Consider the following 23,558-nt stretch of genomic DNA (forward strand, 5'->3'; position numbering starts at 1 on the left):
TAATTATGGACATAGGTGGTTCTGGTATAAGTTGGAAGTACACAACATCAGGTAATGATTATAAACGACCAGATGATAATGCCGGTGCTTCAGGGAGCGGGCAATACAGATACGGCACAGTCAGGCAGGTGAGTGCACCATTCCCCTATATCATCCAGATGCATAATACATGCCATACTGCTTCTGACGCCTGCTCTGCTAACCATCCACCGGGACATTCAATAAAACCTGTTCATGGTTTTAATGCCCTCATCACACCAGAAAAAATGGATTGGCTGGTGAGGGTATCTGCTCGTTATGGTGATCACTATGATGGTAAAAAACACAGTCAATTTGCCTGTTCAATCAAACAATACACATCAGGGGCAAAACGATTATTAAATCAAAGTGAACAATGCCAACTGATACCATTGTTGCACGATTTTAAAGTGACATCCGGTTGGACCTGGCGAAGCCTGACAACAACGCTTCATTCATTGACTTCCGCGGGTGTTTTGACCCCTTATGAACACATGAACAAGGGGGTTAGTGAAACTCAGGCCGCTTTACTGTCAAATTTACTTGATGCAGTAATACATACGTGCAACCAAAAACCTGAAACCTGGGATATTGATGCACAAGGTGCCGCCAACCTGCTGTGGGCCCTGGTAAAACTGGTGGACAATGGGCTGGATCTGCACAAGACAGCGAAGCTCAAAGAAGCCGTGGTCGCACTGTTGCCACATGTGCAAACCAAAGCCGAAGCAAAAGGAGAAAAAGATCACTTTATTCCTCAGCATATCGCCATCCTGTTGCGGGCCATGGCGAAGCTGGTGGACAACGGGCTGAAACTGGAGAAAACACCGAAGCTCAAAGAGACCGTGGTCGCGCTGTTGCCTCATGTGACAACCAACGCCGATTCAAAGAAGGGGCACTTCAACGCTCAGGGTACCGCCAACCTGCTGTGGGCCGTGGCGAAACTGGTGGACAGCGGGCTGAAACTGAAGAAAACACCGAAGCTGAAAGAGGCCGTGGCTGCTCTGTTGTACCAAGTGACAACCAAAGCCAATTCAAAACAAGAGGAAGACCTCTTCAATCCACAGGAAGTCACCAATCTACTGTGGGCGGTGACGAAACTGGTGGACAATGGTCTGGAGCTGGAGAAAACACCGAAGCTGAAAGAAGCCGTGGTTGCGCTGTTACCCCATGTGAAAACCAAAGCCGAAGCAAAAGAAGAGAAAGACCAATTCAATACTCAGGGTATCGCCAACCTGCTGTGGGCCTTGGCGAAACTGGTGGATTACGGGTTGGAGCTGAAGAAGACAGCGCAGCTCAAAGAGGCTCTGGCCGCGCTGTTGCCCTATGTGAAAACCAAAGCCGAAGCAAAAGAAGAGAAAGACCACTTCAAGCCACAGGGAGTCGCCAACCTGCTGTGGGCGGTAGCGAAACTCGTTGACAACGGGCTGGAGCTGGAGAAGACACCGAAGCTGAAAGAGGCCGTGGCCGCCCTGTTGCCCTATGTGAAAAGCAAAGCCGAAGCAAAAGAAGAGAAAGACGGCTTCAAGCCACAGGGCGTCGCCAACCTGCTGTGGGCGGTAGCGAAACTCGTTGACAGCGGGCTGGAGCTGGAGAAGACACCGAAGCTGAAAGAGGCCGTGGCCGCGCTGTTGCCCCATGTGAAAAGCAAAGCCGAAGCAAAAGAAGAGAAAGGCCGTTTGAAAGCTCAAGCTATCGTGAACCTGCTGTGGGCCGTGGCGAAACTGGTGGACAACGGGCTGGAGCTGGAGAAGACACCGAAGCTCAAAGAGACTGTGACCACTCTGCTGCCTCATGTGAAAAGCAAAGCCGAATCAGAGAAAGGCTACTTTATTCCTCAGCATCTCGCCAACCTGCTGTGGGCTTTGGCGAAACTGGTGGACAACGGGCTGGAACTTGAGAAAACACCAAAACTCAAAGAAGTCGTCATCGTGCTGCTGCCCTATGTGACAACCAAAGCCGAATCAAAAAAAGAGAAAGACCACTTCAAGCCACAGGAAGTCGCCAACCTGCTGTGGGCCGTGGTGAAACTGGTGGGCAATGGGCTCGAGCTGGAGAAGACAGCAAAGCTCAAAGAGGCTCTGGCCGCGCTATTGTACCATGTGAAAACCAAAGTCGAGGCAAAAGAAGAGAGAAGTCAGTTCACTACTCAAGGTACCGTCAATCTGCTGTGGGCCCTGGCGAAACTGGGTGAGGCCATTGAGCCGAACCTGATTAAGTCTACGTTCGATTTTCTTGTTGACCGAATCAGTAAAAACCCTCAACTCTCTGAGCAAAATATATCGCTGTCGCTCTGGGGAGTCATGGTATTTTGTGCCAGAGTTTATCTGGATTCAGGCAGGAATAATAAAAACCCGCTGGAAAAGCACATAGGTGAACTATTTGTTCGCCTGGGAAATACCGCCACGGACAATATAGAGGCTCAAACCGTCATTGCCATGGCCGCAAGTTGGCTTGGCAGAGCATGTCCGGTGGTCCCTCATTACCGGATCGTCATTTCCGAACCACAATCCGCTTTCCGTGATCAACTCCAAGCAAGCCTTCCATCTTTGACGATAGAAGAAGAAAAGAGTCTGAACTCATTACCTCCGGTTGACCTGCTGCTGCCAGATTACAACACGGTTATTGCCGTTCAGGGACCTTCTCATTACGTGAGTGGTGATTTCAACACCAGGAATGGTTCGACTTTGTTGAAAATCGCCCTGCTGCAAAAATTAGGATTTGAGGTTATTGAAATCCCGGTGAACAAGATTGATAACCAGGAGTCAATGAAAATGGTTATTGAGCAAGTGAAGGCAAAGTTAGCCATCCTGCCAGAAGCTCATGACTCTGTGTCTCTTAACAGCGGCGAGTGGGCGGCAGATGAGGCATATTTTACGGCCGATGATGGAGGCCAATTTTCAGATGACTGTTATTTTACCGCCGAAGAGTATTCAGAAGAGCAAACAGGTAAACCAAAAAGAAAAAGGAAGAGAAAAAAGCTGGTAAAAACTCAATTACACAAGCACTGATTAAACTTATAGACATTTAAGCAAGATGAACTATAAACAAGACAGCAGTCTACTTTTTTTATATTTTCCATGAATCAATGAAATATAAATATGGACAGAGGCGGTGCCGGTGTTTGTCAACCTGGTTGGAAATACACAGCTTCAGGTAATGATTTTAAAAAACCGGATGACCATGCCGGTGCTTCAGGGAGTGGGCAATACCGGTCTGGCACAGTCAGGCAGGTGCAAGTGCCGCTACGCTATACCCAAAAGCGTAATGAATTTGATCCCGCTTCTGATGCCTGCTCTGCTCACCATCCGCCAGGCCATTCAATAAAATCTGTTGATGGTTTTAATGCCCTTATTACTCCAGAAATAAAGGATTGGCTGACGGGGGGATCTGCTCGTTATGGTGATCGCTATGATGGTAGAAATCATGGTCAATTTGCCTGTTCAATCAAACAGTACACCTCAGGGTCAAAACGACCATTAAATCATAGTGAACAACGTCAACTTCTACCATTGCTACACGATTTTAAAGTGACGCCGGGGTGGTCCTGGCGAAGTCTGACAACAACGCTGCATTCACTGACTTCCGCAGGTGTTTTTACCCCTCATAAATACATGAATGAGGGGAATAGGGAAATTCAAGCTGCTTTACTGTCAACGTTACTTGATGCATTAATCCTTAAGTGCAACCAGAAAACTGTAGGCAGTGATGTAGATATACAAGGTATCACCAACCAGCTGTGGGCCCTTGCGAAACTGGTGAACAATGGGCTGGAGCTGAAGAAGACACCGAAGCTGAAAGAGGCTGTGAGTGCGCTGTTGCCCCTTGTGCAATTCAAAGCTGAATCAAAAGTAGAGCACTTCATGCCACAGGAAGTCGCCAACCTGCTATGGGCCATGGCAAAACTGGTGGGCAATGGGCTGAAACTGGACAATACGCCGAAGCTCGAAGAGGCCGTGGCCGCGCTGTTGCCCCGGGTGAAAACCAAAGCTGATGCAAAAAAAGACCAATTCAAGCCACAGGAAGTCAGCAATCTACTGTGGGCCGTGGCGAAACTGGTGGACAATGGGCTGAAGCTGGAGAAGATGCCGAATCTCAAAAATGTTGTGGCTGCGTTGTTGCCCCAGGTGAAAAACAAAGCCGAATCAAAACAAGAGAAAGACCACTTGCACGCTCAAACTATCGCAAATCTGCTGTGGGCGTTGGCGAAACTGGTGGATCACGGGTTGGAGCTGGAGAAGACAGTGCAGCTCAAAGAGGCCGTGACCGCGCTGTTGCTTCATGTGAAAACCAGGGCCGAAGCAAAACAAGAGAAAGACCTGTTTATCCCTCAGCATATCGCCAACCTGCTGTGGGCCCTGGCGAAACTGGTGGACAACGGTCTGACACTGGAGAAGACAACGAAGTTGAAAGAGGCCGTGGCCGCGCTATTACCCCTTGTGACAACCAAAGCCGAATCAAAACAAGAGAAAGACCACTTTACTCCTCAGCATATCTCTAACCTGCTGTGGGCCATGGCTAAGCTGGTGGACAACGGGCTCAAGCTGGAGAAAACAGTGAAGCTCACAGAGGCCGTGGCCGCGTTATTACCCCATGTGACAACCAAAGCTGAATCAACAGCAGAGAAAGACCAGTTTGTGCCTCGGCATATCGCTAATCTGCTGTGGGTCATGGCGAAACTGGTGGAGAACGGGCTGGAGAATACTCCGAAGCTGAAAGAGACCGTGGCCGTGCTGTTGTCCCGTGTGAAAATCAACGCGGAATCAAAAGAAGAGAAAGACCACTTCAAGCCACAGGGAATCTCCAACTTACTGTGGTCTTTTGCCAAGCTGGTAGACAATGGGCTGGAGCTGGAGGAGACTGGGCAGCTGAAAGACGCCGTAGTCGCGTTGTTGCCCCATGTGAAAACCAAAGCCGAATCAACAGAAGAGAAAGGCCACTTCACCACTCAAGGTGCCATCAACCTGCTTTGGGCCCTGGCAATACTGTTGGACAATGGACCGGTGTTGGATCAGACAGCGAAGTTTGAAGAGGCCGTGCCTGCGCTGCTGTATCATGTGAAAATCAAAGCTGAATCAAAAGAAGAGAGAGACGACTTCAACACTCAATGTACCGTCAACCTGCTGTGGGCGCTGGCGAAACTGGGTGAGGCCATTGAGTTGAACCTGGTTCAATCTACGTTCGATTTTCTTGTTGACAGAATCAGCAAAAACCCTCGACTCTCTCAGCAAAATATATCCATGTCACTCTGGGGAGTCATGGTATTCAGTGCCAGATTTTATCTGGGCTCAGGTAGCAATGATAAAAACCCGCTTGAAAAGCACATAGGTAAACTTTTTTCTCGCCTTGAAAATACCTGTCCGGACAATACAGAGGTTAAAACCGTCATGGCCATGGCCGCAAGTTGGCTTGGAAAAGTGTGCCCGGTGGTCCCCGATTACCAGATATTCATTTCAGAATTACAAGCCACTTTCCGCGACCAACTCCAGTCAAGCCTTCCGTTTTTGCAGATAGAAGAAGAAAAGAGTCTGAACTCATTACCCCCGGTTGACCTGCTATTGCCAGATTACAACATGGTGATCGACGTTCAGGGACCTTTTCATTACGTGAGTGGTGATTTCAAAACCAGGAATGGCACGACGTTACTGAAAATCACCCTGCTGCAGAAATTGGGATTTGAGGTTGTTGAAATCCCGGTGAACAAACTTAACAACCAGGATTCAAGGAAAATCGTTATTGAGCAACTCAAGACAAAGTTAGCCATCCCGCCAGAGGCCCATGGTTCTGTGTTACCTGACAGGGAAGAGGAGGCGGCAGATGAAGTATATTTTACTGCCAATGAAGACGGACAATGTTCAGATGACTGTTATTTTACTGCCGAAGAGTATTTAGAAGAGAAAACAGGTAAATCAAAAAGAAAAAGGAAGAGAAAAAAGCCGGTAAAAACCCATTTACTCAAGCGGCAATTACACAGGAGTTGATAGACATTTAAGCAAGATGGGCTAAAAACAAGCCAGTAGTCTACTTTTATATTTTCCATGAATTAATGAAATGTAAATATGGATAGAGGCGGTGCTGGCATAAGTTGGAAATACACGACATCAGGTAATGATTATAAACAATCGGAGAGTCATGGCGATTCTTCAAGGGACAGGCGATATCGACATCGCACAGCCAGGCAGGCGCATACGCCAACCCCCTATATTCCGGGGCGTAATGAGTTTTATCGTGCTTCTGGTGCCTGCTCTGCTGACTATCCGCCAAGATATTCAGTAAAACCTGTTGATGATTTTAATACTCTCGTTACTAAAGAAAAAATGGATTGGCTGGCAAAGGTCTCTGCCCATTACGGTAAAAACTATGATGGGAAAAAACACAGTCAATTTACCACTTTAATTAAACAATACACATTAGCGTCACAACGACCTTTAAATCACAGTGAACAACGTCAACTGATATCATTGTTGCACGATTTTAAAGCAACACCCCGGTGGAGCTGGCGAAGCCTGACGACAACGTTTCATTCATTTACTTCGGCGGGTGTTTTTACCCCTCATAAATACATGGATGCGTGGGTTAAGGAAACTCAAGCTGCTTTACTGTCAAATTTGCTTGATCTGGTAATACTTAAGTGCAATCAGGAAACCAGAGATATTGATGCACTGGGTGCCGTCAACCTGATGTGGGCCCTGGCGAAACTGGTGGACAATGGGCTGGTACTGAAGAAAACACCGAAGCTGAAAGAGGCCGTGGCCGCGCTGTTACCCTATGCGAAAATCAAAGCCGAATCCAAAGAAGAGAACGACCACTTTATTCCCAAGCGAATCGCCAGCCTGCTGTGGTCTGTGGCAAAACTGGTGGACAACGGGCTGGAACTGAAGAAGATACCGAAGCTCCAGGAGGCTGTGGCCACGTTGTTGCACCAGGCGAAAACCAGAGCGGAATCAAAAGAGAAGAAAGACCACTTCAACGCTCAAGGTAACGCCAACCTGATGTGGGCCGTGGCGAAACTGGTGGACAACGGGCTAGAGCTGGAGAAGACACCGTTGCTCAAAGAGGTCGTGGCCGTAATTTTGCACAATGTGACAACCAACGCCAGATTAAAAGAAGAGAGAGACCACTTTATTCCTCAGCATATCACCAACCTGCTGTGGGCCGTGGCAAAACTGGTGGACAACGGACTGGAAAAGACACTGAAGCTCAAAGAGTCCGTGGTTGCGCTGTTGCCCCATGTAAAAACCACAGCTGAATCAAAAGAGGAGAAAGACCACTTTAACAATCAAACTACCGCCAACCTGCTGTGGGCCCTGGCGAAACTGGTGGACCACGGACTGAAGCTGGAGAACACACCGAAGCTGAAAGAGGTTGTGGCCGTGCTGTTGTCCCATGTGAAAGCCAAAGCCGAATCAAAAGAAGAGAAAGACCACTTCACGCCACAGGAAGTTGCCAATCTATATTGGGCCGTGGCGAAACTGGTGGACCATGGGCTGGAGCTGGAGAAGACACCGAAGCTCAAAGAGGCTGTTACCGCACTTTTGCGCCATATTAAGGCCAAAGCCAAATCAAACGAAGAGAAGGAATACTTTATTTCTCAGCATATCTCCAACATGATGTGGGCCTTGGCGAAACTGGTGGACCATGGGCTGGCGCTGGAGAAAACACCGGAGCTCAAAGAGGTGGTGGCTGTGCTGTTGCCTCATGTGGCAACCAAAGCCGAATCCAAAGAAGAGAAAGACCGCTTTATTCCTCAGCATATCGCCAATCTGCTGTGGGCCCTGGCGAAACTGGTGGACAACGGGCTGGAACCGGAGAAGGCACCGAAGGTCAAAGCAGCCCTGGCCGCGCTGTTGTACCATGTGACAACCAAAGCCAAATCAAAGGAAGAAAAAGACCACTTTATTCCTCAGCAGATCACCAACCTGCTGTGGGCCATGGCGAAACTGGTGGACAACGGGCTGGAACTGGAGAAGACACCGAAGCTGAAAGAGGCCGTGGCTGCGCTGTTACCTTGGGTGAAAACCAAAGCCCAGGCAAAAGAAGGGCAAAGCCAGTTCCAGCCGCAGGAAGTAGCCAACCTGCTGTGGGCCCTGGCGAAACTGGTGGACAACGGACTGGCGCTGGAGCGCACACCGACACTTAAAGAGGTCGTGGTCAGGTTGTTGTTGCCCCATGTGAAAATCAACGCCGAATCAAAAGAGAAGAAAGACTTCTTCTGCACTCAGGATATCGTTAACCTGCTGTGGGCCGTGGCGAAACTGGTGCACAACGGACTGGAGCTGGAGAGGACACCGAGGCTCAAAGAGGTCGTGGCCGCACTGTTGCTCCATGTGACAACCAAAGCCGGATCAATAGAAGAGAAAGACCAATTTTCTTCGCAGAATATCGCCAACCTGCTGTGGGCCCTGGCGAAACTGGTGGAGAAGGGGTTGACGCTGGGGAAAACATCAAAGCTCAAAGAACCCGTGATTGCGCTGTTGCCCCATGTGCAAACCAAAGCCGAAGCAAAAGAAGACAAAGACCACTTAAAGCCAAGGGAAGTTGCCAATCTACTTTGGGCCCTGGCGAAAATGGGTGAAGCCATTGAGCTGAATCTGGTCCAATCTGCGATCAATTCTCTTGTTGAAAGAATCACTGAAATCCCTCAGCTCTCTCAGCGAGATATACCGATGTCTCTCTGGGGAGTCCTGGTATTCTGTGCCAGATTTTATCTGCACTTCGGTAGCGACAGTAAAAATGCTCTTGAAAAGCCTATAGATGAACTGTTGTCTCGCCTGGAAATTCCACCCCCGTACAATACAGAGGCTCCATTCATCATGGCCATGGCCGCAAGCTGGCTTGGGAGAACCTGTCCGGTGATGGTTCCCTATTACCGGTCAACCATTTCACAATCACAATCCATTTTTCGCGATCAACTCCGATTAAGCCTTCCGTCTTTGAAGATTGAAGAAGAGACGAGTCTGAACTCATTACCTCCGGTTGACCTGCTACTGCCAGATTACAACATGGTGATCGACATTCAGGGGCCTTTCCATTACGTGGGGGGTGATTTCAAAACCAGGAATGGCCCGACTTTGTTGAAAATCGCCCTGCTGCAAAAATTAGGGTTTGAGGTTATTGAAATCCCGGTGACAGAGCTGGATGACCGGGATTCAATGCAAAGCGTTATTGAGCAAATAAAGACAAAGTTAGCCATCCTGCCAGAGGCTGATGGCCCTGTGTTACTGAACAGCGAGAAGGCGGTAGATGACGTATACATTACTGCCGATGAAGAAGGGCAATTTTCCGATGACTGTTATTTTTCCGCCGAAGAAGATTTAAGCAGTTAACCAAATGAAATCACAAAAAAGAGAAGCAGGAGGAGAATAAAGTCAGTAAAAACTACTGACTGATGATGCCGTAGACTAGTCTACTTTTTATATTTTCCATGAATTAATGAAATATAATTATGGACAGAGGCGGTGCTGGTGTCAGTTGGCAATGCACAACATCAGGTAGTGAATATAAACACTCGGATGATCGTACCGATTCTGCAAAAAATGGGCGATACAGACATGGCAGAGTCAGGCAGGTGAATGCGCCACTGCCCTATATTCAGAAGCGTAATAAACTTCATCCTGCTTCTGATGCCTGCTCTGCTAACCGTCCACCAGGACACTCAATAAAACCTGAGCATGGTTTTAATGCTCTCATCACACAAGAAAAAATGGATTGGCTGGTGGGGGTATCTGCTCGTTATACTCGACTCTCAAGTTTCTAATGCACAAGTGTTTGATATTCCGGTAAACGATACTTGAGTGAAGCAGTTGGCATCATTCTCCCCAGCTCCCTGCCCGCCATATGCTTGCTGGATATTCTCACTGGCCGGTAGTCTTCCAGAGACTCCGTCAGCTTCTTGAACTGCTCCTGAGGATTTTCTGAATCCACAACTGTCCGGATGATATCCAGCAACGCATCGATTCTGAGCTTCTCGACCAGACAGCCAACGGTAAGCGCAGGCTGCTTGTGTTCCAAGCGGGCAGATTGTTCAGGATGAAGGAGCAACATATGGTCACACAGCACGCTCAGGATCACGCCACGCTCAGACCCTTCAATGCCTTGCTGCAAGGCTCTGTTGCACCAGCCTTCATGAAGTTTCCAGTCCTCAAAGAACACCTCGATCAACCACCTCAGCGTGTGAAGCCGGGCAATATCATCATGACGCCAGGAAACATCCGTGGCGGCCAGATAGCGATAGTCGTCCTCTCCCTCGTATTTCAAAGCAATAATAAATCGCTTCTGCCCATGGGCTTTGACCTTGAGACGGGCAGACAATACCGTCACCTTTTGCTCCTTTCCTCCTCGTATGACCAGAGTTTTTTTAACGCCAGGCCCGAGATAACTGTCAAAATAGGTCTTCAGATTAACTTCTTTGTTTTTGTAGATCACCGTCTGGTTCCAACGGAGCTGGCTAACAACCTGTGTTCCCGAGAAGACTGAGGAAGCTCCATCCATAAAATGGGCATCACCATAGAGAGCGTCCGCCAGGATGCCGGTGACGTTTATATCAGGAAAGTGGCGTTGGAAGGCCTGAATCAAATCCAGCGCCAGTAGCTGTTTTGTTGGGTACTCACTGTTGGGCTTTGGCTTGGGAGGTCGATCCTTTGGAGGAACTCCCTGTTTTTTCAACAAGTCTCTTTTCTTCCGCCATTCGGTCATCTTCGGGTCAGGCATATAGAACCGGAAGTCAATGGGAATGGTCACCAGCGGGGTTTGTAAAACCAGAAAGACCAGCTCCTGACCGTTGACATAACCACTGGTCTTCTTCTCCCTAATCTTGTGGGTCTTGCCTATCTTTTTGGTTCGTTTGCATCGTGAGCGCCCGGTGTCGTCAATAAGAAGATTTCCCTCTGATAAACCATAGCGGCCAATAATGACGAGAACACTGATGCGTAGCAGTAGATGCCAGACAATTTCGGATCGGTAAAACATCCACCATAAGGCGGCTGATGTGTATTGGCCAAGGCTTCGACGTTCCATGGTTGCCCAACAGAGCTTCTGCGTCAGAATCATTGCCGAAATGACAAATGCCAGAAAATAGCGTTGCTTGGTAGTCAGTCGCTGAGCTTGCGGAGCACGGCGTAAGGCTTGATCGAGATGATCAATAAATTGAGTAGCGCAGGGAAGAATACGTATAACCATGGTCACATGAATGTTGCCAATACATTACTTTGCAACCAAGCTTGGTACAGCAGGCCTCCTGTTGCCACGATGAAGACTCTGCGCAGCTAAAGTCCGAGTAGCGGCAGTGAGACCTGCTCAAATTTGACCCAATAGTCAGACTAAAACTTTAGAGTCGAGTTATAGTGATCGCTATGATGGTAAAAAACACAGTCAATTTGCCACTTTAATTAAACAATACGCATCAGCGTCACAACGATCTTTAAATCACAGTGAACAACGCCGCCTGATACCCTTGTTGCACGATTTTAAAGCGACACCCGGGTGGACCTGGCGAAGCCTGGCGACAACGTTTCACTCCTTTACTTCAGCGGGTGTTTTTACCCCTCATCAATACACGGATGAGTGGGTTAAGGAAGCGCAAGCTGATTTACTGTCAACTTTACTTGATCCAGTAATACTTAAGCCGCCTTTCACCACCCCAATCAGGAATATACCGACTCATATAAAATGCCTAAAACTTGAATGATCGTCCATTGTCTTTCCTTCAAACCGACCACACGTTGTTCCTGATTATTGACCGTTAATACACTAACCCCTTGAAAACAGAAAAACACCCATCTCGCCGTTGGATTCTGGCAGGGCTTTTTTTTCTGGTTTAAGAATACACGGCTCTGCTTCTTCAATTCATACCTTATTCTGTGTTGGATAGCAGCATAGACCATCAGACACAGTGTCATCACCATTAACAGGGCCTCAATTCGTTCCGCTTTCTTCAGGTAGAGTGAGGAAACCAGAAAGTCCGGGCTCTTCAGGAATCGAAAGCCACCTTCAACCTTCTGTTGTGACTTGTAGGTAGACAACAGCTCAGCGGCATTTATGCCCTTGTGGGTATTCAAACCCTTTTGGTCCAAATCATTGGTGCCCAAGATAAAGCAACCCAGTGAGGCCAGCGAATTCTCTCTTTCTCGCAGGAAACAAAGCATGTGCTCTGTACAAAATATTCGAAGTGATCAGGCTTACTATCTGACGATGGACGCCCTTTGCCCGGATAGCAGGGTTTACAGATAACCTCAGGTTCCGTTTCACTTTGACAGAGTTTCGATTGTTTCTGCCACAAGGCAAAAGCCTCCAATGCATCGTCCCGGCACAGAAAAGCCTTTTTACCCAACTTTTCCAGATCGCGGGCTTCTTTCAGTGACTGTTTCTGCATCTTTCTGGTTAGCGTTTTCTGTTCACTGAGCCTTCGCTTTTTATTGAGAAACAAGAACCATCGTTGTCGAACATCACCATAACAGGCAGGTACTTCAGTAAAAGAATAATCCTCATAGCCTTCAACAGGCTCCAGTGCCATCGCAGGCGCTTTGCCGACCAGCTCCTTGGCATCCTTGATATTCAGCGGCACCCGGGAGATAAACAGCTGTTTTTGCTTATCAAGCAACTGGAGGGTTTCAGCAACGTACATGGCTGCATCTGCGACCAGATAACGGTTATTCAAAGCTGCCTTAAAACACGACAAATGATTTTTGATAATTTCCTGAAAGCAAGTTTTGTCGTTTACATTACCACTCGCAGGTGCCATAAACACAGGGATACCCGCCTCATTTTCGGTGATTAACTGCAAGACAACCTGATTCAGGTCAGGCCGGTGATCACGGCTATAGCCGCGGCAGATATGGATGCAGTTCAAGTCATCAGGGTTTTCATTACTGTTATAGACACCGTCTGTATGAAGGCTGGTGCCGTCCAGGTTTAATGCCTTGCAGGGCAGCTTTAGATGGTTGACGACCTTAATGGCAAGATTCAGGTATAAGTCACTGACGCCAACTTCATAAAGACTGTCGAGAGCCCGGCCAAGTATTTTGTCGTTTAAGTGTTCTGCCTGGATGCCTTCCCCAATGAGGCGATCAATCGGCTTGTCCTCAAAAAACTCAGGGACCAGATAGAGGGTCTGCCCTGTAAAGCCCAGCCCATTGATGATCATTGCGACCACAGCCTGTCCAATGGTGACATTGCGTGCATCAGAGTCATTGGTTATGCGTGCATCGAAATATTCGGCTATCTTTAGCTCCCGGCACATGGCGGCAACCAGGCCAAGGTGATTAAGGTTCTTAGACTGGTATTGAACTGGCGGCATATCGGTGCTCCTGAAGATCTGATCAGTCCTTTGACATCAGGTTTCAGGAAAATATCAATCGGGGTGGTGAAAGGCAGTTATAAACAACCGGATGATCGTACCGATTCTACAAAAAGTGGGCGATACAGACATGGCACAGTCAGGCTTATGATTGCGCCACTGCCCTATATCCAGAGGTGTAATGAACGTCATCCTGCTTCTGATGCCTGCTCTGCTAACCGTCCACCAGGACACTCAGTAAAACCTGATCATGGTTTTAATGCTCTCATCACACAAGAAAAAATGGATTGGCTGGTGGAAGTATCTGCCCGTTACAGTGATCGCTATGATGGTAAAAAACACAGTCAATTTGCCACTTTAATTAAACAATACACAGCAGCGTCACAACGACCTTTAAATCACAGTGAACAACGTCAACTGATACCCTTGTTGCACAATTTTAAAGCGACACCCGGGTGGACTTGGCGAAGCCTGACGACAACGTTTCATTCATTTACTTCAGCGGGTGTTTTTACCCCTCATCAATACATGGATGAGTGGGTTAAGGAAGCTCAAGCTGCTTTACTGTCAACTTTACTTGATTCAGTAATACTTAAGTGCAACCAAAAACCTGAAGCCAGGGGGATTGATGCACAGGGTACCGTCAACCTGCTGTGGGCCTTGGCGAAACTGGTGGACAATGGGCTGGCTCTGGAGAAGACAGTGAAGCTGAAAGAGGTCGTGGCTGCGCTGTTACCCCATGTGAAAACCAAAGCCGAAGCAAAAGAAGAGAAAGACCGCTTCAACACTCAAGGTACCGCTAACCTGCTGTGGGCCCTGGCGAAACTGGTGGACAATGGGCTGGCGCTGGAGAAGACAGCGAAGCTGAAAGAGGTCGTGGCTGCGCTGTTACCCCAGGTGAAAACCATAGCCGAATCAAAAGAAGAGAAAGACCGCGTCAGCACTCAAGGTACCACTAACCTGCTGTGGGCCCTGGCGAAACTGGTGGACAACGGGCTAAAGCTGGAGAAGACGCCGAAGCTCAAAGAGGCCGTGGTTGCGCTGTTGCCCCATGTGACAACCAAAGCCAAATCAAAAAAAGAGAAAGACCGCTTCAAGCTAAAGGAAGTCGCCAGTCTACTGTGGGCCGTGGCAAAACTGGTGGACAACGGACTGGAGCTGGAGAAGACAGCGAAGCTCAAAGAGGCCGTGTGTGTGCTGTTGCCCTGTGTGAAAACCAAAGCCGAATCAAAAGAAGAGAAAGACCACTTCAAGCCACAGGCAGTCGCCAACCTGCTGTGGGCCTTGGCGAAACTGGTGGACAACGGGCTCGAGCTGGAGAAGACAACAAAGCTCAAAGAGGCCGTGGCCGCGCTGTTGCCCCAGGTGAAAACCAAAGCAGAAGCAAAGAAAGACCACTTTATTCCTCAACATATCGTCAACCTTATGTGGGCCGTGGCAAAACTGGTGGACAATGGGCTGGAGAAGACAGCGAAGCTCAAAGAGGCCGTGAACGCGTTGTTGCCCCATGTGGCAACCAGGGCCGAATCAAAAGAGGAGAAAGACCACTTCAAAACTCAAGGTATTGCCAACTTGCTGTGGGCCCTGGCGAAACTGGTGGATAATGGCCTGGCGCTGGAGAAGACAGTGAAGCTCAAAGAGACCGTGGCCGCGCTGTTGCCCCATGTGAAAATCAAAGCCGAATCAAAAGAAGAGCAAGACCACTTCAAGCCACAGGCAGTGGCCAACCTGCTGTGGGCAATGGCGAAACTGGTGGACAACGGGCTCGAGCTGGAGAAGACACCGAAGCTCAAAGAGGCCCTGGCCGCGCTGTTGTACCATGTGAAAACCAGAGCTGAATCAAAAGAGGAGAAAGACCGCTTCAAGTCTCAAGGTACCATCAACCTGCTGTGGGCCGTGGTGATACTGGTGGACAACGGGCTGGAGCTGGAGAAGACACCGAAGCTCAAAGAAGCTCTGGCCGCGCTGTTGTACCATGTGAAAACCAAAGCCGAATCAAAAGAAGAGAAAGACCACTTCAACACTCAAGGTATCGCCAACCTGCTTTGGGCCCTGGCGAAACTGGGTGAGGCCATTGAGCTGAACCTGGTGAAATCTACGTTCGATTTTCTTGTTGACAGAATCAGTAAAACACCTCGGCTCTCTCAGCAAAGTATATTGATGTCTCTCTGGGGAGTGATGGTATTTGCTGCCAGGTTTTATCTGGAATCAGGCAGTAATGATAAACACTCCCTTGAAAAGCACATAGGCGAACTATTTTCTCGCCTGGAAAGTACATCTTCGGGCAGTATAGAGGATCAATCCATCATTGCCATGGCTGCATATTGGCTTGGGAGAGCGTGTCCGGTGGTTCCCGATTACCAGACACTCATTTCACAATCTCAATCCATCCTCCGCGATCAACTCCAATCAAGCTTTCCTTCGTTGAAGATTGAAGAAGAAAAGAGTCTGAACTCATTACCTCCGGTTGACCTGCTACTACCAGAGTACCACATGGTGATCGACGTTCAGGGACCTTCCCATTACGTGAGTGGTGATTTCAAAACCAGGAATGGGCCGACGTTGCTGAAAATCGCCCTGCTGCAAAAATCAGGATTAGAGGTCATTGAGATCCCGGTGACCAGGCTTGTGAACCAGGAGACAATAAAAATAGTTATTGAGCAAATAAAGACCAAGTTAGCCGTCCCACCAAAGGCTTATGGCTCTTTGTTACATAACAGCGGGGAGGGGTCAGAAGATGAGGCATACGTTACTGCCGATGAAGGAGGGGAATTTTCTGATGACTGTTATTTTACCGCCGAAGAATATGTAGAAGAGCCAACAGAAAAAACAAAAAAGAGAAACAGAAGGAGAAAAAAGTCAGTGAAAAAGGCTGACTGATGATGCCATCGAGTAGTCTACTTTTTATATTTCCCATGAATTAATGAAATATAATGATGGACAGAAGCAGTGCTGGTGTCAGTTGGCAATGCACAACGTCAGGTAATGATTATAAACAACCGGATGATCGTACCGATTGTGCAAAAAGTGGGCGATGCTGGCATGGTACTGTCAGACAGTTGGATGCGCCACTCGCCTATGTCCGGGAGAGTAATGAATTTTATGCTGCTTCTGACGCCCGCTCTACTGACCATCCACCAAGACATTCAATAAAACCTGTTCATGGTTTCAAAGCTCTCATCACACCAGAAAAAATAGATTACATGATGAAGATATCTGCTCATTATGGTGATCACTATGATGGTAAAAAACACTGTCAATTTGCCCTTTCAATCAAACACTACATTTTAGCGTCAAAACGACCTTTGCATCATAGTGAACAACGCCAACTGATACCGTTGTTGCACGATTTTAAAGCGACACCCGGGTGGACCTGGCGAAGCCTGGCGACAACGTTTCATTCCTTTACTTCAGCGGGTGTTTTTACCCCTCATAAATACATGGATGAGTGGGTTAAGGAAATTCAAGCTACTCTACTGTCAACTTTACTTGATCCTGTAATACTTAAGTGCAACCAAAAACCTGACGCCAGGGATATTAATGCACAGGGTACCGCCAACCTACTGTGGGCCGTTGCAAAGCTGGTGGACAATGGTCTGACGCTGGAGAAGACAGCGAAGCTGAAAGAGGCCGTGGTTGTGCTGTTGCCCCATGTGCAAACCAAAGCCGAAGCAAAAGAAGAGAAAGACCGCTTCAACACTCAAGGTATTTCTAACCTGGTGTGGACCATGGCGAAACTGGTGGACAATGGGCTGGCGCTGGAGAAGACACCGAAGCTGAAAGAGGCCCTGGCTGCGCTGTTACCCCAGGTGAAAACCAAAATTGAATCAAAAGAAGAGAAAGACCGCTTCAGCACTCAAGGTACCTCTAACCTGCTGTGGGCCCTGGCGAAACTGGTGGACAATGGGCTGCAGCTGGAGATGGCGAAGCTGAAAGAGGCCGTGGCCGCGCTGTTACGCCATGTGAAAACCAAAGCCGAATCAAAACAAGAGAAAGACCACTTCAAGCCACAGGAAGTCGCCAATCTACTGTGGGCCATGGCAAAACTGGTGAACAACGGACTGGCACTGGAGAAGACAGCGAAGCTCAAAGAGGCCGTGTGTGCGTTGTTGCCCTGTGTGAAAACCAAAGCCGCATCAAAAGAAGAGAAGGACCACCTGAACACTCAAGCTATCAACAACCTGCTGTGGGCCCTGGCGAAACTGGTGGACAACGGGTTGGCGCTGGAGAAGACAACGAAGCTCAAAGAGGTCGTGGCCGCGCTGTTGCCCCATGTGAAAACCAAAGCCGAATCAAAAGAAGAGAAGGGCCACTTTAACACTCAAACGATCACCAACCTGCTCTGGTCTCTGGCAAAACTGGTGGACAACGGGCTGGAGCTGGAGAAGACACCGAAGCTCAAAGAAGCCATGGCCGTGTTGTTGTACCATGTGAAAGCCAAAGCCGAATCCAAAGAAGAGAAAGACCACTTCAAGCCACAGGCAGTCGTCAACCTGCTGTGGGCGCTGGCGAAACTGGTGGACAACGGGCTGGAGAAAACACCGAAGCTCAAAGAGGCCGTGGCCGCGCTGTTGCCCCTGATGAAAATCAAAGCCGAATCAAAAGAAGAGAAAGACTACTTTATGTCTCAACATATCTCCAACCTGCTGTGGGCCATGGCGAAATTGGTTGACAACGGACTGGAGTTGAAGAAGACAGCGAAGCTTAAAGAGGTTCTGGTCACACTGCTGGCTCAGGTGAAAATCAAAGCCGCATCAAAAGAAGAGAAAGACCAGTTCAAACCTCAGGGCATCGCCAATTTGCTGTGGGCAATGGCAAAACTGGTGGACAACGGGCTGGAGAAAACAACGCAGCTCAAAGAGGTCGTGGCCGCGCTGTTGCCCCAGGTGAAAACCAAAGCCGAATCAAAAGAAGAGAAAGACTGCTTCCAGTCTCAAGGTATCATCAACGTGCTGTGGGCCGTGGTGATACTGGGGACAACGGGCTGGAGCTGGGGAAGAGATCGAAGCTCAAAGAGACCCTGGCCGCGCTATTGCACCATGCGAAAACCAAAGCCAAATCAAAAGAAGAGAAAGACCAATTCAGCACTCAAGGTACCGCCAACTTGCTGTGGGCCCTGGCGAAACTGGGTGAGGCCATTGAGCTGAACCTGGTGAAATCTACGTTTGATCCTTTTGTCGACAGAATCAGTGAAAACCCTCAATTCTCTCAACCAGATATATTGATGTCTCTCTGGGGCATCATGGTATTGTGTGCCAGGTTTTATCTGGACTCAGGTAGTAATGATAAACACTCTCTTGAAAAGCACATGGGCGAACTATTTTCTCGCCTGGAAAATACCTCCCCGGGCAATATAGAGGATCAATGCATCATGGCCATGGCGGCAATTTGGCTTGGGAGAGCGTGTCCGGTCATCCCTTATTACACGACAATCATTTCACAATATCAATCCACCCTCCGCGATCAACTCCAATCAAGCCTTCCTTCGTTGAAGATTGAAGAAGAAAAGAGTCTGAACTCATTACCTCCGGTTGACCTGCTACTGCCAGAGTACAACATGGTTATCGACATTCAGGGACCTTCCCATTATGTGGGTGGTGATTTCAAAACCAGGAATGGTCCGACTTTGTTGAAAATCGCTCTGCTGAAAAAATCAGGATTTGAGGTCATTGAAATCCCGGTGAACAAGCTTGGGAACCAGGATTCAATAAAAATAGTTATTGAGCAAATAAAGACAAAGTTAGCTGTCCTGCCAAAGGTTTATGGCTCTTTGTTATATAACAGCGGCGAGGGGGCAGTAGATGAGGCATACGTTACTGCCGATGAAGGAGGGGAATTTTCCGATGACTGCTATTTTACCGCTGAAGAATATGTAGAAGAGCCAATCAAAAAAACAAAAAAGAGAAACAGGAGGAGAAAAAAGTCAGTGAAAACGGCTGACTGACGATGCCATAGCCCGGATATTTCATAAACTGCCCCGAATCTCGCGCAGGACTTTGTCGCTCTGAGAGGCTGTTTTAAAACTACTTAAACCTTCGTAGCATTATGCGAATCATGCATATATAAACGAAGGCTTCTGAACTCCTTGGCAGCTGTTCATAGTCTTTAGATAAACGTCTGGATCCTTCAAACCAGCCAAAGGTTCTCTCCACAACCCAGCGCCTGGCTTGAACGACAAACTTTCCCCGTGGGCGTTTTGTGATTTCAAGTTCCCTTTTGGGTTTGAAGCGATAAAACCACTCTTCAAGGTAACCCCGGTAGCCACAATCAGCCCAGACTTTCCGGATGTTTTTAAAGTATTTCTTAAGGTGAGCCAGTATGAATTGACCTGCAAAACTATCACTAAATGCGGCTGCGTGTACCCATACCACCAGAATCAGGCCAAGAGTATCAACAGCTATATGACGTTTTCTGCCTTTTATTTTCTTCCCGCCATCATAGCCTCGATCCCCCCTTTTACCGAGGTTTTCACGGATTGGGAGTCAATGCTTGCTGCTGTTGGTTGTGGCTCTTTGCCCGCCTGAATTCGCACCTGGTCACGAAGAGCATCATGCACCTTCTTCCATGTGCCATCTTGTTTCCAGATTCGAAAATAGGTGTAGACAGTACTCCATGGTGGAAAGTCAGAAGGCAGCATTCGCCACTGACAGCCTGTTTTAGTGAGATAGAATATGGCATTCAATATCAGACGATAACTCCAGTCGCGTGGTCGCCCATTTTTTGGAGTATCATAGCCAGGGTCAGGGAATAGAGGCTTGAGGATTGCCCACTCGTCATTGGTCAGGTCGGATGGATACATAATTATCCTCCTTAAACTAATCAGATACTGTAGTTATAGACGACGTTGAGTTTTTTATCCTGAGTTAATGGTCAGTAACTTTTACAACAGTCTCTGAGGGATTTTGTGAAGGAGCGCCGTACCGGGGAGTACGGTCGACTGAACAAAACTCCCTCAGAGCGGCAAAGGACAAGCGAGAGCGGGAGCACGTTTATGAAATATCCGGGATAGAGTAGTCTACTTTTTATATTTCCCATGAATTAATGAAATATAATTATGGACAGAGGCGGTGCGGGTGTCAGTTGGCAATGCGCAACATCAGGTAATGATTATAAACAACCGGATGATCGTACCGATGGTGCAAAAAGTGGGCGATGCTGGCATGGCACAGTCAGACAGTTGGATGCGCCGCTCACCTATGTCCGGGAGAGTAACGGATTTTATGCTGCTTCTGACGCCTGCTCTACTGACCATCCACCAAGACACTCAATAAAACCTGTTCATGGTTTCAAAGCTCTCATCACACCAGAAAAAATAGATTACATGATGAAGATACCTACTCATTATGGTGATCACTATGATGGTAAAAAACACTGTCAATTTGCCCTTTCAATCAAACACTACACTTTAGCGTCAAAACGACCTTTGCATCATAGTGAACAACGCCAACTGATACCGTTGTTGCACAATTTTAAAGCGACACCCGGGTGGACCTGGCGAAGCCTGGCGACAACGTTTCATTCCTTTACTTCAGCGGGTGTTTTTACCCCTCATAAATACATGGATGAGTGGGTTAAGGAAATTCAAGCTGCTCTACTGTCAACTTTACTTGATCCTGTAATACTTAAGTGCAACCAAAAGCCTGATGTCAGGAGTATTAATGCACAAGGTACCGTCAACCTGCTGTGGGCCGTAGCGAAACTGGTGGACAATGGGCTGGCGCTGGAGAAGACAGCGAAGCTGAAAGAGGCCGTGGTTGCGCTGTTGCCCCTGGTGAAAACCAAAGCCGAATTAAAAGAAGATAAAGACTGCTTCAACACTCAAGGTACCACTAACCTGCTGTGGGCCCTGGCGAAACTGGTGGACAATGGTCTGGCGCTGGAGAAGACACCGAAGCTGAAAGAGGCCGTGGCTGCGCTGTTACTCCAGGTGCAAACCAAAGCCGAATCAAAAGAAGAGCAAGAGCACTTTAACACTCAAGGTACCGCTAATCTGCTGTGGGCCCTGGCGAAACTGGTGGACAACGGGCTGAAGCTGGAGAAGACGCCGAAGCTCAAAGAGGCCGTGGCCGCGCTGTTGCCCCATGTGAAAACCAAAGCCGAATCCAAAAAAGAGAAAGACCACTACAAGCCACAGGAAGTCGCCAATCTCCTGTGGGCCATGGCAAAACTGGTGGACAACGGACTGGAGCTGGAGAAGACAACGAAGCTCAACGAGGCCGTGTGTGCGCTGTTGCCCTATGTGAAAACCAACGCCGAATCAAAAGAAGAGAAGGACCACTTCACGCCACAGGCGGTCACCAACCTGCTGTGGGCAATAGCGAAACTGGTGGAAAACGGGCTCAAGCTGGAGAAGAGAAAGAAGCTCAAAGAGGCTGTGGCCGCGCTGTTGCTCCAGGTGAAAACCAAAGCGGAAGCAAAGAAAGAACACTTTATTCCTAAGCATATCGCCAACCTGCTGTGGGCCATGGCAAAACTGGTGGACAATGGGCTGGCGCTGGAGAAGACAGCGAAGCTCAAAGAGGCTGTGAACGCGCTGTTGCCCCATGTGGCAACCAAAGCCGAAGCAAAAGAAGAGAAAGACCGCTTTAAAACTCAAGGTATTGCCAACTTGCTGTGGGCCTTGGCGAAACTGGTGGATAACGGGTTGGAGCTGGAGAAAACACCGAAGCTCAAAGAGGCCGTGGCCGCGCTATTACCACATGTGAAAATCAAAGCCGAATCAAAAGAAGAGAAAGAGCACTTTATTACTCAGCATATCGCCAACCTGCTGTGGGCCCTGGTGAAACTGGTGGACCACGGGCTAGAGAAAACAACGAGGCTAAAAGAGGCCGTGGCCGCGCTGTTACCCCATGTGAAAACCAAAGCCGAATCAAAAGAAGAGAAAGACCACTTCAAGCCACAGGCAGTCGTCAACCTGCTGTGGGCGCTGGCGAAACTGGTGGACAACGGGCTGGGGCTGGAGAAAACACCGAAGCCCAAAGAGGCCGTGGATGCGCTATTGCCCCATGTGAAAACCAAAGCCGAATCAAAAGAAGAGAAAGACCACTTCAAGCCACAGGCAGTCGTCAACCTGCTGTGGGCGCTGGCGAAACTGGTGGATAACGGGCTGGGGCTGGAGAAAACAACGAAGCTCAAAGAGGCCGTGGCCGCGCTGTTGCCCCATGTGAAAACCAAAGCCGAATCAAAAGAAGAGAAAGACCGCTTCAAGTCTCAAGGTATCATCAGCCTGCTGTGGGCCGTGGTGATACTGGTGGACAACGGGCTGGAGCTGGGGAAGACACCGAAGTTCAAAGAGGCCCTGGCCGCGCTGTTGCTCCTTGTGAAAACCAAAGCCAAATCAAAAGAAGAGAAAGACCACTTCAGCACTCAAGGTACCGCCAACTTGCTATGGGCCCTGGCGAAACTGGGTGAGGCCATTGAGCTGAACCTGATTAAATCTACGTTAGATTCTCTTGTCGATAGAATCGGTGAAAACCCTCAATTCTCTCAACAAGATATATTGATGTCTCTCTGGGGAGTCATGGTATTCTGCGCCAGATTTTACCTGGACTCAGGTAGTAATGATAAACACTCCCTTGAAAAGCACATAGGCGAACTATTTTCTCGCCTGGAAAATACAGCCCCGGGCAGTATAGAGGATCAATCCATCATTGCCATGGCTGCATGTTGGCTTGGGAGAGCGTGTCCAGTCATCCCTTATTACACGACAAACACTTCACAATCTCAATCCACCTTCCGCGATCACCTGCAATCGAGCTTTCCGTCTTTGAAGATTGAAGAAGAAAAGAGTCTGAACTCATTACCTCCGGTCGATCTGCTACTGCCAGATTACAATATGGTGATCGACATTCAGGGACCTTTCCATTACGTGAGTGGTGATTTCAAAACCAGGAATGGTCCGACTTTGCTGAAAATCGCTCTGCTACAAAAATTAGGATTTGAGGTCATTGAAATCCCGGTGACCAAGCTTATGAAGCAGGATTCAATAAAAATAGTGATTGAGCAAATAAAGACAAAGTTAGCCGTCCCGCCAGAGGCTCGTGGCACTGTTTCACTTAACAGCGGCGAGGAGGCGGCAGATGAGGCATACGTTACCGCCGATGAAGGAGGGCAATTTTCAGATGACTGTTATTTTACTGCCGAAGAATATTTAGAAGAGCAAACAAAAAAACCAAAAAAGAGAAAAAGGAAGAGAAAAAAGCCAGTAAAAACTACTGCCTGATGACGCCGTAGAGTAGTCTACATTTTA

Annotated in this window: 10 protein-coding genes and 1 pseudogene; 8 read left to right on the top strand and 3 right to left on the bottom strand. The window is 48.3% G+C overall.

Annotated features, from left to right (window positions below):
• Positions 1–5: 5 nt before the first annotated feature.
• From O3276_RS17640 to O3276_RS17655, 4 genes are all read left to right on the top strand, one after another.
• Positions 6–3,026: an RAP domain-containing protein gene (locus O3276_RS17640; protein WP_269672513.1), complete on the top strand. Its 3,021-nt coding sequence runs from the start codon at positions 6–8 to the stop codon at positions 3,024–3,026.
• Between the two features lie 90 nt (positions 3,027–3,116).
• On the top strand, positions 3,117–5,996 hold the full coding sequence (locus O3276_RS17645) for an RAP domain-containing protein (protein ID WP_269672514.1): 2,880 nt from the start codon (positions 3,117–3,119) through the stop codon (positions 5,994–5,996).
• Between the two features lie 78 nt (positions 5,997–6,074).
• A complete protein-coding gene (locus O3276_RS17650; RefSeq protein WP_269672515.1) occupies positions 6,075–9,341 on the top strand; it encodes an RAP domain-containing protein in 3,267 nt (1,088 codons plus the stop codon).
• 119 nt (positions 9,342–9,460) lie between these two features.
• Positions 9,461–9,772, top strand: a complete 312-nt coding sequence (locus O3276_RS17655) for a hypothetical protein (RefSeq protein ID WP_269672516.1) — start codon at positions 9,461–9,463, stop codon at positions 9,770–9,772.
• Here the strand turns inward: O3276_RS17655 and O3276_RS17660 are convergent.
• The gene (locus O3276_RS17660) at positions 9,769–11,193 is read right to left on the bottom strand and encodes a transposase (protein ID WP_269672517.1); all 1,425 of its coding nucleotides are present in this window, start codon (positions 11,191–11,193) and stop codon (positions 9,769–9,771) included. The genes O3276_RS17655 and O3276_RS17660 overlap by 4 nt on opposite strands.
• A 464-nt stretch (positions 11,194–11,657) precedes the next feature.
• Positions 11,658–13,309, bottom strand: a pseudogene (locus O3276_RS17670) (IS1634 family transposase).
• A gap of 66 nt (positions 13,310–13,375) precedes the next feature.
• Here O3276_RS17670 and O3276_RS17675 point away from each other — a divergent pair.
• The 3 genes from O3276_RS17675 to O3276_RS17685 are packed head-to-tail and all read left to right on the top strand — an operon-like array spanning position 13,376 to position 19,253.
• Positions 13,376–16,189, top strand: coding sequence for an RAP domain-containing protein (locus O3276_RS17675; protein ID WP_269672520.1), 2,814 nt, complete (start codon positions 13,376–13,378; stop codon positions 16,187–16,189).
• A gap of 53 nt (positions 16,190–16,242) precedes the next feature.
• Complete coding sequence (locus O3276_RS17680) at positions 16,243–18,456, top strand: DUF1601 domain-containing protein (protein ID WP_269672521.1); 2,214 nt, start codon at positions 16,243–16,245, stop codon at positions 18,454–18,456.
• On the top strand, positions 18,342–19,253 hold the full coding sequence (locus O3276_RS17685) for an RAP domain-containing protein (protein ID WP_269672522.1): 912 nt from the start codon (positions 18,342–18,344) through the stop codon (positions 19,251–19,253). The genes O3276_RS17680 and O3276_RS17685 overlap by 115 nt, the downstream gene beginning before the upstream one ends.
• Before the next feature lie 79 nt (positions 19,254–19,332).
• On the opposite strand, the gene O3276_RS17690 is transcribed toward O3276_RS17685, so the two are convergent.
• A protein-coding gene (locus O3276_RS17690; RefSeq protein WP_269672523.1) for an IS5 family transposase occupies positions 19,333–20,108 on the bottom strand; the annotation gives its coding sequence in 2 pieces (ribosomal slippage) (positions 19,333–19,769 and positions 19,769–20,108; 777 coding nt in all).
• Positions 20,109–20,363: 255 nt separating this feature from the next.
• On the opposite strand from O3276_RS17690, the gene O3276_RS17695 reads away from it, so the two are divergent.
• Entirely contained in the window at positions 20,364–23,531 is a 3,168-nt protein-coding gene (locus O3276_RS17695) for an RAP domain-containing protein (protein WP_269672524.1), read from the top strand.
• Positions 23,532–23,558: the final 27 nt, after the last annotated feature.

This window comes from Endozoicomonas sp. GU-1, assembly GCF_027366395.1.
Lineage (GTDB): Bacteria > Pseudomonadota > Gammaproteobacteria > Pseudomonadales > Endozoicomonadaceae > Endozoicomonas.

What these genes read in the sequence shown, in the direction of transcription:
- O3276_RS17640 (WP_269672513.1), top strand. Translation starts at nt 6, where the DNA reads ATGGACATAGGTGGTTCTGGTATAAGTTGGAAGTACACAACATCAGGT.
- O3276_RS17645 (WP_269672514.1), top strand. Translation starts at nt 3,117, where the DNA reads ATGGACAGAGGCGGTGCCGGTGTTTGTCAACCTGGTTGGAAATACACA.
- O3276_RS17650 (WP_269672515.1), top strand. Translation starts at nt 6,075, where the DNA reads ATGGATAGAGGCGGTGCTGGCATAAGTTGGAAATACACGACATCAGGT.
- O3276_RS17655 (WP_269672516.1), top strand. Translation starts at nt 9,461, where the DNA reads ATGGACAGAGGCGGTGCTGGTGTCAGTTGGCAATGCACAACATCAGGT.
- O3276_RS17660 (WP_269672517.1), bottom strand. Translation starts at nt 11,193, where the DNA reads ATGGTTATACGTATTCTTCCCTGCGCTACTCAATTTATTGATCATCTC.
- O3276_RS17680 (WP_269672521.1), top strand. Translation starts at nt 16,243, where the DNA reads ATGATGGACAGAAGCAGTGCTGGTGTCAGTTGGCAATGCACAACGTCA.
- O3276_RS17695 (WP_269672524.1), top strand. Translation starts at nt 20,364, where the DNA reads ATGGACAGAGGCGGTGCGGGTGTCAGTTGGCAATGCGCAACATCAGGT.